14 protein-coding genes are annotated in these 14,964 nt (G+C 62.6%); 8 read left to right on the forward strand and 6 right to left on the reverse strand.

Translation table 11 applies throughout. The features are described from left to right. Position 1: 1 nt before the first annotated feature. Together choW and CN673_RS02320 are read right to left on the reverse strand one after the other, a co-directional pair. Positions 2 to 838 (reverse strand): choline ABC transporter permease subunit, encoded by an 837-nt coding sequence (gene choW / locus CN673_RS02315; protein ID WP_099864604.1) that lies wholly within the window; start codon positions 836 to 838, stop codon positions 2 to 4. Between the two features lie 114 nt (positions 839 to 952). Further along, positions 953 to 1,891 carry a choline ABC transporter substrate-binding protein gene (locus tag CN673_RS02320; protein ID WP_198585863.1) on the reverse strand — a complete coding sequence of 313 codons (939 nt, stop codon included), beginning with the start codon at positions 1,889 to 1,891 and terminating at the stop codon, positions 953 to 955. A gap of 169 nt (positions 1,892 to 2,060) precedes the next feature. Here CN673_RS02320 and betI point away from each other — a divergent pair, with 169 nt between their 5' ends. Genes betI through betA form a run of 4 tightly spaced genes read left to right on the forward strand, consistent with a single transcriptional unit; the run spans position 2,061 to position 7,298 of the window. Continuing rightward, complete coding sequence (betI, locus tag CN673_RS02325) at positions 2,061 to 2,642, forward strand: transcriptional regulator BetI (RefSeq protein WP_099864606.1); 582 nt, start codon at positions 2,061 to 2,063, stop codon at positions 2,640 to 2,642. Further along, positions 2,639 to 4,147 (forward strand): choline-sulfatase, encoded by a 1,509-nt coding sequence (gene betC, locus CN673_RS02330; protein ID WP_099864607.1) that lies wholly within the window; start codon positions 2,639 to 2,641, stop codon positions 4,145 to 4,147. The genes betI and betC overlap by 4 nt, the downstream gene beginning before the upstream one ends. Next, the gene (gene betB, locus CN673_RS02335; protein ID WP_099864608.1) at positions 4,147 to 5,610 is read left to right on the forward strand and encodes a betaine-aldehyde dehydrogenase; all 1,464 of its coding nucleotides are present in this window, start codon (positions 4,147 to 4,149) and stop codon (positions 5,608 to 5,610) included. The genes betC and betB overlap by 1 nt, the downstream gene beginning before the upstream one ends. 11 nt (positions 5,611 to 5,621) lie before the next feature. Beyond that, the gene (betA, locus tag CN673_RS02340; protein WP_099864609.1) at positions 5,622 to 7,298 is read left to right on the forward strand and encodes a choline dehydrogenase; all 1,677 of its coding nucleotides are present in this window, start codon (positions 5,622 to 5,624) and stop codon (positions 7,296 to 7,298) included. 13 nt (positions 7,299 to 7,311) lie between these two features. On the opposite strand, the gene CN673_RS02345 is transcribed toward betA, so the two are convergent. After that, positions 7,312 to 7,758, reverse strand: a complete 447-nt coding sequence (locus CN673_RS02345) for an RbsD/FucU family protein (protein ID WP_099864610.1) — start codon at positions 7,756 to 7,758, stop codon at positions 7,312 to 7,314. A gap of 136 nt (positions 7,759 to 7,894) precedes the next feature. Between CN673_RS02345 and CN673_RS02350 the strand changes: the two genes are divergently transcribed. Next, a complete protein-coding gene (locus CN673_RS02350) occupies positions 7,895 to 8,233 on the forward strand; it encodes a protein tyrosine phosphatase family protein (RefSeq protein ID WP_099864611.1) in 339 nt (112 codons plus the stop codon). Between the two features lie 14 nt (positions 8,234 to 8,247). Here CN673_RS02350 and CN673_RS02355 read toward each other — a convergent pair whose 3' ends face one another. Together CN673_RS02355 and CN673_RS02360 are read right to left on the reverse strand one after the other, a co-directional pair. Next, a complete protein-coding gene (locus CN673_RS02355; protein ID WP_099864612.1) occupies positions 8,248 to 9,897 on the reverse strand; it encodes a thiamine pyrophosphate-binding protein in 1,650 nt (549 codons plus the stop codon). After that, entirely contained in the window at positions 9,894 to 10,853 is a 960-nt protein-coding gene (locus tag CN673_RS02360) for an alpha/beta fold hydrolase (protein ID WP_099864613.1), read from the reverse strand. The genes CN673_RS02355 and CN673_RS02360 overlap by 4 nt, the downstream gene beginning before the upstream one ends. 122 nt (positions 10,854 to 10,975) lie before the next feature. On the opposite strand from CN673_RS02360, the gene ettA reads away from it, so the two are divergent. Next, the gene (ettA, locus tag CN673_RS02365) at positions 10,976 to 12,625 is read left to right on the forward strand and encodes an energy-dependent translational throttle protein EttA (protein ID WP_099864614.1); all 1,650 of its coding nucleotides are present in this window, start codon (positions 10,976 to 10,978) and stop codon (positions 12,623 to 12,625) included. Positions 12,626 to 12,683: 58 nt separating this feature from the next. Here the strand turns inward: ettA and CN673_RS02370 are convergent, their stop codons facing one another. After that, positions 12,684 to 13,097 (reverse strand): hypothetical protein, encoded by a 414-nt coding sequence (locus CN673_RS02370; protein ID WP_099864615.1) that lies wholly within the window; start codon positions 13,095 to 13,097, stop codon positions 12,684 to 12,686. Positions 13,098 to 13,273: 176 nt separating this feature from the next. Between CN673_RS02370 and CN673_RS02375 the strand changes: the two genes are divergently transcribed. Further along, complete coding sequence (locus CN673_RS02375) at positions 13,274 to 13,888, forward strand: MOSC domain-containing protein (protein ID WP_099864616.1); 615 nt, start codon at positions 13,274 to 13,276, stop codon at positions 13,886 to 13,888. A 65-nt stretch (positions 13,889 to 13,953) separates the two neighbouring features. Further along, complete coding sequence (locus tag CN673_RS02380; protein ID WP_099864617.1) at positions 13,954 to 14,964, forward strand: ArsR/SmtB family transcription factor; 1,011 nt, start codon at positions 13,954 to 13,956, stop codon at positions 14,962 to 14,964.

Raw genomic sequence — 14,964 nt, forward strand, 5'->3', positions numbered from 1 at the left:
GTCATGCGCCGCGCTCCCGGCGGAACATGCGGTCGAGGATGATCGCGACGACGACAATGACGAGGCCCGACTCGAAGCCGAGACCGGTGTTGACGGTGTTGAGCGCCCGAACGACCGGAACGCCCAGGCCGCTTGCGCCGACCAGAGCGGCGATCACCACCATGGAGAGTGAAAGCATGATCGTCTGCGTCAGGCCGGCCATGATCTGCGGCAGGGCGTAGGGCAGCTCGATCTTCCACAACATCTGGCGCGGCGTCGCTCCGAAGGCGCGTCCGGCCTCGACAAGGGCCGAGGGCGTCGATGAGATGCCGAGATGGGTCAGGCGGATGGGGGCGGGGATGACGAAGATCGCCGTCGCGATCAGCCCCGGCACCATGCCAATCCCGAAAAAGACAATAGCCGGAATCAGATAGACGAATGTCGGCAGGGTCTGCATGAGGTCAAGGATCGGACGCAATGCCGCATAGAGCTTCGGCCGGTGGGCGGACGCTATGCCGATCGGGACGCCGACGCCCATGCACAATGCGCAGGCCGAAAGAACGAGGGTCAGTGTTTCGGTGGTTTCTTCCCAGTAGCCCTGGTTGATGACAAAGAGCAGACCGACAAGCGTCAGCGCGCCCGCCTTCCATGATTTCTGGAGCCAGAAAGCAAGAAGCGAGAAGACCACCACCACGACCAGCGGGTGCGGTGTTTGCAGCACCCATAAAATGCCATCGATGATCGCTTCCATGACGGTGGCGACCATGTCGAAAAACCAGGCGGCGTTCTGCGTCAGCCATGCCACGGCATCGCTGGCGGTGGCGCCGACGGGTATCTTGTTGTCTTCAAGCCAGTCCATGTGAGTTCCCGCAGGGCTTCGGTGGGAGAGTGCTTCGACTTCACGGCCTGATCGGACCATGTGTCCAGAGCAGAGGCGCCGCCGGCACCGAATGTCCGGCGGCGCGCGTTGCCGTTATTGAATTGCAGACTGAACGGCTTCCAGACCATTGCCGCCGTCAAGCGTCTCGACGCCGTCGAGCCAGCTTTCCAGCACGTCGGGATTGTCCTTGAGCCAGGCGGTCGCCGCTTCTTCCGGCTCGGTACCGTCGTTGAGGATCGCACCCATGATCTCGTTTTCCATCTCCAGAGAGAATTCGAGATTTTCAAGCAATGCGCCAACGTTCGGGCATTCTTCGGCGTAGCCGGCCCGCGTGTTCGTCAGGACGGTCGCGCCGCCGTAGTTGGGGCCGAAGACGTCATCGCCGCCATCGAGATAGGCGATGTCGAAATTGGCGTTCATCGGGTGCGGCTCCCAGCCGAGGAAGACGATGTGGTCTTCCGCGTTAACCGCCCGGCCAACCTGCGCGAGCATGCCTTGTTCGGAGCTTTCGACGATCTCGAATTCGCTGAGGCCGAACTGATCGTTCTCGATCATGTCGAGGATCAGCCTGTTGCCGTCGTTGCCGGGCTCGATGCCGTAGATCTGGCTGTCGAGTTCTTCGGCGAATTCGGCGATGTCGTCGAAGGATTGCAGGCCGGCATCATAGGTGTATTGCGGAACGGCCAGCGTATATTTCGCGCCTTCCAGATTGGTGCGAACCGTCTCGACCGTGCCTTCGTCGGCATAGGGGCGAATGTCGGCCTCCATCGTCGGCATCCAGTTGCCGAGGAAGACGTCGATATCGCCGTTCGCCAGCGAGGTGTAGGTGACCGGGACGGACAGGACGGTGACTTCGGTCTCGTAGCCGAGCGCCTTGAGGATGACGGAAGCTGTCGCGGTGGTGGCGGTGATGTCGGTCCAGCCGACATCGGAGAACCTGACGGTTTCGCATTCTGCCTGCGCGAACGCGGGCGTTGCCAGGGTGGAGGCAAGAAGCGTCGCGCTGAGGAGTGTGTTCATTCGGCGTGTCATGTAATCTCCCTGTTTCGGTTCGTCCCATCAGCGCCGTTTGCGACGTCTGAGGGCTCAAACTATCACCGTCACGCCTCGTGAAGAAGCGCAGGATTTTTGTTGATTGACGCGTCAATCAAAATAAAATAGCCCGAGATTGCAAGTATTTTTTGGTTCTCGGGATTGCGCGATGCCCAAAATCGGCATGGAACCGATCCGTCGACAGGCTCTGATCGACGCTGCCGTCGAGGAGATCGGCGTTCGCGGCGGGCTCGACGTGACCGTCGGGCAGATCGCGCGGCGTGCCGGTGTGTCCGCGGCGCTCGCACACCACTATTTCGGCAACAAGGAGCAGATCCTCATCGCGACCATGCGCCATCTGTTGCGTGAATTCGGCAACGTGACGAAGGGGCGCCTTTCTTCCGATCAGTCGCCGCGCGAGCGGTTGTCGACGATCATATCGTCGAGCTTCGGCAGCGAGCAGTTCCGCGATGCGGCCGTCTCCGCCTGGCTCGCCTTTTACGTCGAGGCGCGCCGGTCCGATGCAGCCTTCCAGTTGCTCCAGGTCTACACCAAGCGCTTGAAGAGTAATCTGGTCTACGCCCTGCGCCCGCTCAGCGACAGGCCAACGGACATCGCCGAGACGATCGGCGCGCTGATCGACGGGCTCTATATTCGCCACGCGCTGAAGAAGGGCCGCCCGGAACCGCGCGAGGCCGTGGCACTGATCGAGGCCTACATCGATACGCAATTGACGGAGAAATCGGTTTGACGCAGCCCAACATCCTCGTGCTGATGGTGGACCAGCTGAACGGTACGCTGTTTCCGGACGGGCCGGCCCCCTGGCTGCATGCGCCGAACCTCAAGGCGCTGGCAGCCCGCTCGGCGCGTTTCGTCAACAGCTATACGGCCTCGCCGCTCTGTGCGCCCGGCCGCGCCAGCTTCATGTCCGGGCAGCTGCCGCGCCGAACCCGTGTCTATGACAATGCCGCCGAGTTCGCGTCCGATATTCCGACCTTCGCCCATCATCTGCGCCGGGCCGGCTATCAGACCGCGCTGTCGGGCAAGATGCATTTTGTTGGCCCGGATCAGTTGCACGGCTTTGAAAGCCGGTTGACGACGGACATCTACCCCGCCGATTTCGGCTGGACGCCCGACTACCGCAAGCCCGGCGAACGGATCGACTGGTGGTATCACAACATGGGCTCGGTTACCGGCGCGGGTGTCGGCGAGATCACCAACCAGCTCGAATATGACGACGACGTCGCGCACCACGCGGTCGCAAAAATCTATGACTACGCTCGCGGCAAGGATCAGCGTCCCTGGCACCTGACGGTGAGCTTCACCCACCCGCACGACCCCTACGTTGCCCGGCGGAAATACTGGGACCTCTACGCCGATTGCGATCATCTGCTGCCGCAGGTGCCGGCCATCCCCTATGCGGAACACGATCCGCATTCAAAGCGCATCTTCGATGCCAATGACTGGCGCAGCTACACCATCACCGACGAGCATATCCGCAATGCGCGGCGTGCCTATTTCGCCAACATCTCCTACCTCGATGAAAAGATCGGCGAGATCTTCTCGGCAATGGCAGCGACGGATCAGGAGGCCATCATCGTCTTCGTTTCCGATCATGGCGACATGCTCGGCGAGCGGGGCCTTTGGTACAAGATGAATTTCTTCGAGGGATCGGCGCGGGTGCCGCTGATGATCGCGGCCCCGGGTATCGCTTCCGCACGCATAGTCGAGCCGGTCTCGACGCTGGACGTCACGCCGACGCTCGCCGCGCTCGCCGGCATTCCGCTCGACGAGGTCGCGCCCTGGACGGATGGCGAAAGCCTTGTCGCGCTGGCCAGCGGCACTGGCAGCCGCGGGCCGGTGCCTTTCGAATACGCGGCGGAAGCGTCGGTCGCGCCGCTGGTCGGCATCCGTGACGGTCGCTGGAAATATGTCCACTGTGAAATCGATCCGCCGCAACTCTACGACCTTGAGTCCGATCCGGGCGAAATGACCAACCTTGCGGCCGACCCCGACCATCGCGATGAGGCCGACCGAATGGCGCAGATGGTCGAGGCGCGATGGGACATGGCCGCCTTCGACGCCGAGGTGCGCGAGAGCCAGGCCCGACGCATCGTCGTCTATGACGCGCTTCGCAACGGCAGCTACTACCCCTGGGACTATCAGCCGCTGCAACGGGCCTCAGAGCGCTACATGCGCAACCACATGGACCTGAACGTGGTCGAATCCGCAAACCGTTATCCGAAGGGCGAGTGATGCGCGCGCAACCCGAAGCTTCTCATTTCATCGATGGCGCCTATGTCGAAGACCCTGCCGGCGCGGCGCTCGACGTCGTTTATTCGGCAACGGGTGAGACGATCGCGCGCCTTCATTCGGCGACCCCGGCGATCATCGACAGTGCCGTGAAATCCGGTCGGCGCGCGCAGCGGGAATGGGCCGCGCTGGCGCCGGTGGAGCGCGGGCGCGTGCTGCGCCGCGCCGCGGACATCATCCGCGCGCGCAACCGGGAGCTTTCCGAACTCGAGACGCTCGACACCGGCAAACCGATCCAGGAAACGCTGGTGGCTGACGCAACCTCGGGCGCGGATTGCCTGGAATTCTTCGGCGGCATCGCAACGACCATCAATGGCGAAACGATTCCGCTCGGACGCGACTGGGCCTATACGCGCCGCGAGGCACTCGGCCTCTGCGTCGGTATCGGCGCCTGGAACTATCCTACGCAGATCGCCTGCTGGAAGGCTGCGCCTGCGCTTGCCTGCGGCAACGCAATGATCTTCAAGCCATCCGAAGTGACGCCGCTTTGCGCACTGAAAGTGGCGGAAATCCTGATCGAAGCGGGCGCGCCAAAGGGGCTGTTCAACGTCGTTCAGGGCTTCGGAGATGTCGGCGCGGCACTGGTCGAACATCCGCTGGTCGACAAGGTGTCGCTGACAGGGTCGGTGCCGACCGGGGCCAAGGTCTATGCCGCCGCAGCCAAGGGCATCAAGCATGTGACGATGGAACTTGGCGGCAAGTCGCCGCTGATCGTCTTCGACGATGCCGACGTCGAGAATGCCATTTCGGGAGCGATGCTCGGCAATTTCTATTCGTCGGGCCAGATCTGCTCGAACGGGACGCGCGTCTTCGTGCACAAGGCGATCAAGGAGCGCTTTCTTGAGCGGCTGGGCGAGCGCACGCGCACCATCGTCATCGGCGACCCGATGGATGAGGCGACGCAAATGGGTCCGCTCGTCTCGCACGACCATCGCGAAAAGGTCGCTGCCTATCTGGAAGCAGGCACCAGGGACGGGGCCCGGCTCGTTGTGGGCGGATCGACGCTCTCTCTGCCGGGACTCGAAACCGGCGCCTATGTCGAACCGACCATCTTCGCGGACGTTTCGGACGACATGACGATCGCGCGCGAAGAGATATTCGGACCGGTCATGTGCGTGCTCGACTTTACCGATGAGGAGGACGTCGTGGAGCGTGCCAACGGCACGGAGTTCGGTCTCTCCGCGGCCGTCTATACCAGCGATCTTGAGCGCGCGCACCGCGTCATCGGAAAGCTGGCGGCCGGGACGTGCTGGATCAACGCCTACAATCTGACCCCGGTCGAGATGCCGTTCGGCGGCGTCAAGCGGTCTGGTGTCGGCCGCGAGAATGCCCGTGCGGCTGTCGATTTCTATACCCAGGTCAAAAGCGTCTATGTGGCCATGGGGCCCCAGGAAACGCCTTATTGAGGCAAGACAGGATGGAAGCGGATTTCATCATTATCGGGTCCGGCTCGGCAGGGGCGGCCATGGCGCACCGTCTCTCCGAGGATGGCCGGCACTCCGTGCTGGTGCTCGAATACGGTGGCAGCGATGTCGGCCCCTTCATTCAGATGCCGGCCGCACTGTCCTATCCCATGAATATGGGCATTTACGACTGGGGCTTTTCGAGCGAGCCGGAGCCCCATCTTGGCAACCGCCGTCTTGCAACCCCGCGCGGCAAGGTGATCGGCGGCTCTTCCTCGATCAATGGCATGGTTTATGTGCGCGGCCATGCGCGCGACTTCGATCATTGGGAGGAGAGCGGGGCTGCGGGTTGGGGGTATGCCGATGTGCTCCCCTATTTCAAGCGCATGGAGCACTGGCACGCCGGTGGGCCATTCGCCGACAGCGGTGCCGGCGATCCGTCGTGGCGCGGCAAGGACGGACCGCTTCACGTCACGCGGGGGCCGCGCAAGAACCCGCTCTATCGCGCCTTCGTCGACGCGGGTCGGCAAGCGGGGTTCGAGGTCACGGACGACTACAACGGCCGCAAGCAGGAAGGCTTCGGCCCGATGGAGCAGACGGTCTGGATGGGTCGACGCTGGTCGACGGCCAATGCCTATCTGCGGCCGGCCATGAAGCGGAAGAACCTCACCTTGTTGCGCTGCTTCGCACGGCGGATCGTGATCGAGCACGGTGCGGCGACGGGCGTCGAGATCGAGCGGGGCGGGAATATCGAGACCGTCACGGCGCGGCGTGAGGTTATCATCGCCGCATCGTCGATCAATTCACCAAAACTGTTGATGCTGTCGGGGATCGGGCCCGGCCGGCATCTTGGCGAACACGGCATCAGCGTTGTCGCCGACAGGCCGGGCGTGGGCCAGAACCTGCAGGATCATCTGGAGCTTTATATCCAGCAGGCGTCCCTGCAACCGATCACGCTCTACAAGCACTACAATCTCCTCGGCAAGGCGCTGGTGGGGCTGCAATGGCTGTTGTTCAAGTCCGGCCTCGGTGCGTCGAACCAGTTCGAGAGTGCGGCCTTCCTGCGCTCGTCGGCAGGCGTCGAATATCCCGACATCCAATACCATTTTCTGCCGATGGCCGTGCGCTACGACGGGAAGGCGGCGGCAGAAGGGCATGGCTTTCAAGCGCATGTCGGTCCCATGCGCTCAGCGTCGCGCGGCTCGGTATCTTTGAGAAGCGCCGAGGCGATGGACAAACCCGTCATCCGCTTCAACTACATGAGCACCGAGCAGGATTGGATCGATTTCCGCCGCTGCATTCGGCTGACGCGCGAGATCTTCAGCCAGGATGCCTTCAAGGAATTCGCGGGCAAGGAAATCCAGCCGGGCGCCGATCTGCAGAGCGATGATGATCTTGACGGTTTCATCCGCGACCATGCCGAAAGCGCCTACCATCCTTGCGGCACCTGCCGCATGGGCCGCGCCGACGATTCGCATGCTGTCGTCGATCCGGAATGCCGCGTGATCGGCGTCGACCGGCTGCGCCTTGCCGACAGTTCCATCTTTCCGCGCATCACGAACGGCAATCTCAACGCGCCGTCGATCATGGTCGGCGAGAAGGCGGCAGATCATATTCTCGGCAAGACGCCGCTTGCGCCGGAAAACCTGGAACCCTGGATCAATCCAAGGTGGCGCGAGAGCGATCGCTGACGAAGGCCGAGGCTCAGTCGAAAACGACGCCTTTCGTCACGATGAAACACCCATACGGCCTGGCTTCGCCTGTCTGAACGACGGCATAGCTCCGGCGCGCGGCTTCATAGAAAGCGTGGCGCTCGATCGACGTCATGGCGACATCGCGTGCTTCGGCCCTGTCGGCCGCCGCCTTGAAGGCGTGATGCACCTCGAGACGGCTGTCAGGTGCATCGACAACCTGCATGTGGGCGATCGGCGCATCGATAAAGGTGTCGAGCGGGAAAAGGGCGAAGATCGCCTCGGCCAGCGCGGTGGTGTCGTGGCCCGCGACCCGTACCAGCCGCTTGCTCGTCGTATGCAGCGCGACCGAAGTTGCCGGGAAGTTGTTGTCGCAGATCGTCAGCGTGTCGCCGTGACCCATCGAGCGAAGCACCCACAGCAGTTCCGCATCGATCATTGACGGTATGGTCTTCAGCATCGCAATGGTCCCGGTTCATGTTCGCTGCACCGTTCTCTCTGGCCGCGGTGCGCGTCAAGACGCGGCGTGCTTGATTTTTGCCGGCAAGCCCGCCTATCACTGGCGACAGTGATTTCAGGCTTGAAAAAGGTGACGCATGGACATCCGCCGGATCAACGACGAGTACTCGGTTTCCTCCCAGATCGCGGTGGAGGACGTGAAAACGGTGAAGGACCAGGGGTTCAAGTCCATCGTCTGCCACCGCCCGGATGGCGAAGCGCCGGAACAGACCGGTTTTGCCGATATCAAGGCGGAAGCGGAGCGCCTCGGACTGGAAATCCGCCAGGTGCCGTTCGGCGCGGAAGGCGTGAGCGCCGATCAGGTCCACGCCTTCGTCGATTGTCTCGACGAAATGCCGCGCCCGATGCTTGGCTACTGCCGCTCCGGTGCGCGGTCGACCAAAATCTACGAGATGACGCGTCACATCCGAAACTAGGTTTTCGCGGCGTTTCAAGAGCCGCCGCGAATATCGCTCAAGGTGCGCGTCGGCGTGATCGCTTCGGGATCGAGCGTGATTTCGATGATCGCCGGCTTGCCGCTTGCACGCGCTCGCTCGAATGCCGGCGCGAAGTCCTCGGTCTGCGCCACGCTCTCGCCATGGCCGCCATAGGCACGGGCGAGCGCGGCGAAATCGGGATTGGTGAGGTCCGTGGCGCTGACGCGGGAGGGATAGTCGCGTTCCTGGTGCATGCGGATCGTGCCGTACATCTGATTGTTGACCACAACAACGATGATGGGAAGGCCGTATTTGACGGCCGTCGCGAACTCCTGGCCATGCATCATGAAGCAGCCGTCACCGGCGAAGCAGATGACGTCGCGTTCCGGGAAAAGCTGTTTGGCCGCGACGGCCGCGGGGAGCCCGTACCCCATCGAGCCGGATGTGGGCGCGGCCTGAGTGGCAAAGCCGCGGAAACGGTGGAAGCGGTGAACCCATGTCGCGTAGTTGCCGGCCCCGTTGGTGATGATCGCGTCCTCGGCGAGGTTGTCCTCCAGCCACGTCATCACCTGGCCCATCTGGACTTGGCCGGGTCCGGAGGAGGGCGGCTTCGACCATTGACGATACCCGGCATGAAGACGCGCTGCGCGGTCGGCACCGGCTGGCGGCGGGTTGTGATCACCCTTTGGCAAGGCAGCGCAGAAGGCGTTCGGGCTGGCGTTGATCGCAAGGTCCGGACGGTAGACCCGTCCGAGTTCGCTGGCATCGGGATGAACGTGAATGAGCGTCTGGCGCGGATAGGGACTTTCCAGCAGTGTGTAGTTCGATGACGGCATTTCCGACATCCGGCCGCCGACGAGCAGGATCAGGTCGGCGTTCCTGATCTCTTCGGCGAGCGCCGGATTGATGCCGATGCCCACATCGCCGGCATAGCAGGGATGGAGATGATCGAAGAGCATCTGGCGGCGGAAAGAGCAGCCAACGGGCAGTTCGTGCCTTTCGGCGAAGCTCGCGAAGCTGCTGACGGCCTGTTCGCTCCAGCGTGAGCCGCCGAGAATGGCGAAGGGGCGCTTGGCTTCAAGCAGCCGGCGTTCCATTTCCTCCATCTGCGCCGCGCCCGGATAGGTCTCCACCCTGGTGTATGCTTTCGGCGCCGGCGCGTCGACGCGGTCACGCAGCACGTCCTCGGGAAGCGTCAGGACGACCGGTCCGGGGCGGCCGGACGTCGCCACCGAAAAGGCGCGCGTGACGAATTCGGGAATGCGCCGCGCGTCGTCGATCTCGCCGACCCACTTGGCGAATTCGGTGAAGGCGCGGCGGTACTCCACTTCCTGGAAGGCTTCTCGCTCGCGCGCCTCGCGCTGCACCTGGCCGATGAACAGGATCATCGGCGTGGAGTCCTGCCGGGCGATGTGGAGCCCGGCCGAAGCATTGGTGGCGCCAGGCCCGCGCGTTACGAAGCAGATGCCTGGCTCGCCGGTCAGCCGGCCCCAGCAGTCCGCCATCATTGCCGCGCCGCCTTCCTGCCGGCAGACTGTGACGCCGATATCGGCGTCGACCAGAGCATCGAGCACGGCGAGGTAGCTTTCGCCCGGTACGCAGAACAGGCGCTTCGTTCCGTTCGCCACCAGGGCGTCGACGATCAGTTCTCCGCCAGTTCTCATGCTCGATTTCCTCGTGATGTCTGTCCTGGAACCGCCTGGTCAAGCCAGGTGGCAAAGTCTGCGATCGCGCGCTCGGCGCCAACCTCGTTCAGCGTCTCGTGCCGCATCGCCGGCTCTATCGTCAAGCTCACGTCAGTGAACCCGGCTTTCCTCAGCCGGGTGGCCAGCCATGCGACGGCCTTTCCGTAGTCCGTGCCGGGGTCTTCGCCGCCACCGCGCAGGTGGATGGGCAGCGCTTTCGGCAAGGCCTGCCAATTGGCTGGATCGCCGCCGCGATAAACGAGTGCGAAGACGTCGCGCCACATGGAGACGCTGGCGTCGAAGCCGCAGCGCGGATCGGCGATGTAGGCATCAACGACAGCGGGATCGTGCGACAGCCAATCGAACATCGTGCGGTGGTTGTTCACCGCGTTGCCCCATGCCTCGAACGTCAGGCGCGGTATGATGGTGCTTGGCACGTCGGAGCCCTTGAAGGCGCGTTCGACCGCGAGAATAGCCTGTGCGGCGCGGCCGGCGATCCCGGCCTTGAAATTGGCGTTCCATATTGCCAGCGCGGCATAGGCGTCAGGCCGCGAAATCGCCGTGTTGAGCGCGATGAGACCGCCCATGGAATGGCCGAAGAGGATCACTGGCAGGCCGGGGTGGCGGTCTGCGGCCAATTGCCGGACGAAGAGGACGTCGCTCACCACTTTTTCCAAGCCGCCGCTCTTGGCGAACTGGCCGAGCGGGGCGCCAGGTGCCCGGGTTTCCCCGTGACCGCGATGATCGTGGGCGAAGACGGCATAACCCTCCTTCGCCATGCGCTCGGAGAATTTGCCATAGCGGCCGGCGTGCTCGGCCAGCCCGTGGCATATCTGGATAACGGCTCTGCAATCGCCTGCCGGTGGGGCATGATGAACGTTCAACACGGCGCCATCGGGCGCAGCAAACGAGCTGGCTGAAAACGTCTCTGTCATCAAATTCCGATGCTGTAAGTGTCCGCAATGGCGATTGCCCCGACTGGCAACATTGCCTACAAGCGGGGCCGACCACACATATCCGGCAAATCCACACTCGATTTCAAGGAAGATCGCGCGCTATGGCACGCCAGTTCATCTATCATATGGCCGGGCTCAATAAGGCCTACGGCAACAAGAAGATCCTCGAGAACATTCACCTGTCATTCTATCCCGATGCCAAGATCGGCATTCTGGGCCCCAACGGCGCCGGCAAGTCGACCGTGCTGCGCGTGATGGCCGGGCTGGACAAGGAGTTCACGGGCGAAGCCTGGCTCGCAGATGGCGCGAAGCTTGGCTATCTGCCGCAGGAACCGCAACTGGACGAGACCAAGACGGTTCTTGAAAACGTGATGGAGGGCGTTGCCGAGAAGCAGGCGATCCTCGACCGCTACAACGAACTGATGATGAACTATTCCGACGAGACGGCGGAAGAAGGCGCCAAGCTTCAGGACGTCATCGATGCCCAGAACCTTTGGGATCTCGACAGCCAGGTCGAGATGGCGATGGATGCGCTGCGCTGCCCGCCCGGCGAAGCGTCGGTCGACAACCTGTCCGGTGGTGAAAAGCGCCGCGTCGCGCTGTGCAAGCTGCTGCTGTCGCAGCCCGACCTGCTGCTGCTCGACGAGCCGACGAACCACCTCGATGCCGAAACCATCGCCTGGCTGGAAAAGCACCTGCGGGAATATCCCGGCGCCGTTCTCATGGTCACCCACGATCGCTACTTCCTCGACAACGTCACCGGCTGGATTCTCGAGCTCGATCGTGGCCGGGGCATTCCCTATGAGGGCAACTACACGGCCTATCTTGAGAAGAAGGCCAAGCGCATGCAGCAGGAAGGCCGCGAAGAGGCGTCCCGACAGAAAGCGCTTGCGCGCGAGGCCGAGTGGATGGCTTCCAGCCCCAAGGCGAGACAGGCGAAATCCAAGGCCCGTATCCGCGCCTATGACGAACTCGTGCAGTCGGCGAGCGACCGCAAGCCGGGCGATGGCGCCATCACGATTCCCGCCGGCGAACGTCTCGGCCAGGTTGTGATCGAAGCCGAGGACATCACCAAGGCCTACGGCGACAAGGTTCTCATCGATGGACTTTCGTTCAAATTGCCGCCCGGCGGCATCGTCGGCGTGATCGGTCCGAACGGCGCCGGCAAGACGACGCTGTTCCGCATGATCACCGGCCAAGAACAGCCCGACAGCGGCGATTTTCGCGTCGGCGATACAGTCCACCTCGGTTATGTCGATCAAAGCCGCGACGCCTTGGCCGGCGACAAGACGGTCTGGGAGGAAATCTCCGGCGGCAACGACATCATCAAGCTCGGCAAGCATGAAGTGAACAGCCGCGCCTATGTCGGCGCCTTCAACTTCAAGGGCGGCGATCAGCAGCAGAAGGTCGGCACGCTTTCGGGCGGTCAGCGCAACCGCGTGCATATGGCCAAGATGCTCAAGTCCGGTGGCAACGTCATCCTGCTCGACGAACCAACCAACGACCTCGATACCGAGACGCTGGCCGCGCTGGAGGATGCGCTTGAGAATTTCGCCGGCTGCGCCGTCATCATCAGCCACGACCGGATGTTCCTTGACCGGCTGGCGACCCATATCCTCGCCTTCGAGGGCGACAGCCACGTCGAGTGGTTCGAAGGCAACTTCGAGGACTATGAAAAGGATAAGATCCGTCGCCTCGGTCCGGACAGTGTCAATCCAAAGCGCGTGACCTACAAAAGGCTGACGCGCTAGGCAAACGCGTGCCTATCCTGGCTGGGGCTCTCCGATCCCGTCAGGATATGGCCCGCGGCTAACGGTTGCTCTCAATCCTGCAGCAGATATCCGGGATCGATCCTGGGAAATCCGGCTGCGCCGTGGTTGTCAGGGTGAAATCGAAGAACCGATCGCTCTCGTCCTGGCACTGACCCGGGGTGAAGGCGATCGTGCCTTCGATGCCGTGGCTGGTGGAGAAGCTCCACGGGTCTTGCGATGTGACCGAGGCGTTGCCTGGAGTCTCGGTTATTTCGTCGCCGCTGAAAGCGTTGATATAGTTCGACGACATGACCGGCTCTTCGCAGATCAGTTCCACGGCCCAGTTGGGTTCGAAGCCGGGGCAGATCATGCGCGACCCCGCCGGCACGAGATTGTTGCAGGAATAATCGGCGGCATTTGCGGGGAGGACACAGCCGCTGGCGAGCAGCAAGACGATCGAGAACCGCGTCATGACGACACTCCTTGGTCGAAGTCGGTCCCAACCCGCCCGGAAACTCTACGTCCATATCATCGATCGGTAAAGTTCGCCGGACTTCAACGTCGTGAACGGCTGGCATGATTTTTTCGAACTGGTCATAACCCCAATTCGTGCGGCACAGTCGCCGGTAAATCGGACAAGGGGGATTGATGAGCCAGACGACATTTCTCGACACCGTCACGGATATTGTGCCCGGCCGCAGGTTGAAGGCAAAGGTCGGCAGTCTGTTCGCGGCTGTCGGCACTGATTTCATCAGCAGTCGCGTCGACAGGCTCACCTTGACGCTGGCCGGCATCGAAGGGGACTTCCACGCCGGGATCAGCCGGCGTTCGGGCGGCCGCGAGCCCTGGTATCCGCGCGGAACCGAGATGCGCAACGAGCGCCAGGTCTCGATCGTCTCCTCGGAGGAACTGGCCGGGGTGGCGCTCGATATGGATATCGACCGGGTGCGCGCGGAATGGATCGGGGCCAATATCGACCTTGTCGGCGTTCCCGCTCTTTCGATGTTGCCGCCACGCACGCTGTTGTTCTTCGAGAACGGCGTCACGCTCAAGGTCGATGGACAAAATGCCCCGTGCCGTCTCTCCGGCAGCGCCATCGCCGACCAGTATCCCGAGCGCGATCACACCACGCTCGCGCTGTCGTTCAAGGACGGGGCCAAGCGCCGTAGGGGCCTTGTCGCATGGGTCGAGAAAGCCGGTACGATCAAGGCCGGGGAGACGGTGAAGGTTCAGATCCCGGAGCAATGGGTCTATCGCGGCTGAGTGTCACGCCTTGACATGCGTCGAAAATGACATAAACATATCTTTATATCATTTTCGAGGTCGTCATGTTGGACCATTACAAACTCGGGCTGGACGAACTGGTCGACCTCTTGAAGGCCGCGGGTGAACACACGCGCATGCGCCTTCTTGCTCTTTTGAGCAGCAGCGACCTGACCGTCACCGATCTGACGGAAATCCTCGGCCAGTCCCAGCCTCGAATCTCGCGCCATCTCAAGCTGCTCGGAGAAGCCGGGCTGATCGAGCGCTATCAGGAGGGGGCCTGGGCCTTCTTTCGACTGACCAGTGAAGGCAGCGGCTCCCATCTGGCAAGGCTTCTGATCGATGCGGCATCGCGCAAGGACCAGATCCTGGCCCGCGATGCAGAGCGCCTGGACGGCGTCAAGCATGCGAGAGCGGAAAGGGCCCAGTCCTATTTCTCGCGCAACGCTGCCTCATGGGATCAGTTGCGCTCGCTGCATGTCAGCGACGACAAGGTCGAAGGCGCTCTGCTCGATCTCATCGGGCAGACGCCGTTCGACTCCATGCTCGACCTTGGAACGGGCACAGGGCGTATCCTGCAGTTGTTCGAGGGGCTCTATCGTCGCGGGATCGGCGTTGACGCGAGCCGCGACATGCTGGCCGTCGCCCGGTCCAATCTCGATCGCAGCGGGCTCAGCCACGCCTCGGTGCGCCACGGCGACATCTTCAATCTGCCGCTTGATCGCGACAGTTTCGATCTCGTGACGATCCATCAGGTGCTGCATTATCTCCAGTCGCCGGATGCGGCAATCGCCGAAGCTGCGCGCATGCTGCGTCCCTCCGGCCGGCTCGCCATCGTCGACTTCGCCCCGCACGTGCTGGATCGTCTTCGCGAGGACCATGCACATATGCGCCTTGGATTCTCTCATGAAACGATCGTCGACGCACTGGAAGCCTGCGGTCTGGACGTCGAGAAGGTCGTCGACCTCAAGCCGGATGATGCGTCCGGCGAAAAACTCACGGTCACCATCTGGCTCGCACGCGATCCCCGTCTTCTCATCGCCGATGACCAGACGGCTCAAACAGGATTGGCTTAA

Origin of the sequence: Neopararhizobium haloflavum, assembly GCF_002750855.1 — a bacterium.
In the GTDB taxonomy this organism is placed as follows: Bacteria; Pseudomonadota; Alphaproteobacteria; order Rhizobiales; family Rhizobiaceae; genus Georhizobium; species Georhizobium haloflavum.

Coding starts and splice junctions, on each gene's coding strand:
- ettA (WP_099864614.1), top strand. CDS start 10,976: ATGGCACGCCAGTTCATCTATCATATGGCCGGGCTCAATAAGGCCTAC.
- CN673_RS02370 (WP_099864615.1), bottom strand. CDS start 13,097: ATGACGCGGTTCTCGATCGTCTTGCTGCTCGCCAGCGGCTGTGTCCTC.
- CN673_RS02360 (WP_099864613.1), bottom strand. CDS start 10,853: ATGACAGAGACGTTTTCAGCCAGCTCGTTTGCTGCGCCCGATGGCGCC.
- betB (WP_099864608.1), top strand. CDS start 4,147: ATGCGCGCGCAACCCGAAGCTTCTCATTTCATCGATGGCGCCTATGTC.
- choW (WP_099864604.1), bottom strand. CDS start 838: ATGGACTGGCTTGAAGACAACAAGATACCCGTCGGCGCCACCGCCAGC.
- CN673_RS02350 (WP_099864611.1), top strand. CDS start 7,895: ATGGACATCCGCCGGATCAACGACGAGTACTCGGTTTCCTCCCAGATC.
- CN673_RS02345 (WP_099864610.1), bottom strand. CDS start 7,758: ATGCTGAAGACCATACCGTCAATGATCGATGCGGAACTGCTGTGGGTG.
- CN673_RS02375 (WP_099864616.1), top strand. CDS start 13,274: ATGAGCCAGACGACATTTCTCGACACCGTCACGGATATTGTGCCCGGC.
- CN673_RS02380 (WP_099864617.1), top strand. CDS start 13,954: ATGTTGGACCATTACAAACTCGGGCTGGACGAACTGGTCGACCTCTTG.
- betI (WP_099864606.1), top strand. CDS start 2,061: ATGCCCAAAATCGGCATGGAACCGATCCGTCGACAGGCTCTGATCGAC.
- CN673_RS02355 (WP_099864612.1), bottom strand. CDS start 9,897: ATGAGAACTGGCGGAGAACTGATCGTCGACGCCCTGGTGGCGAACGGA.
- CN673_RS02320 (WP_198585863.1), bottom strand. CDS start 1,891: ATGACACGCCGAATGAACACACTCCTCAGCGCGACGCTTCTTGCCTCC.
- betA (WP_099864609.1), top strand. CDS start 5,622: ATGGAAGCGGATTTCATCATTATCGGGTCCGGCTCGGCAGGGGCGGCC.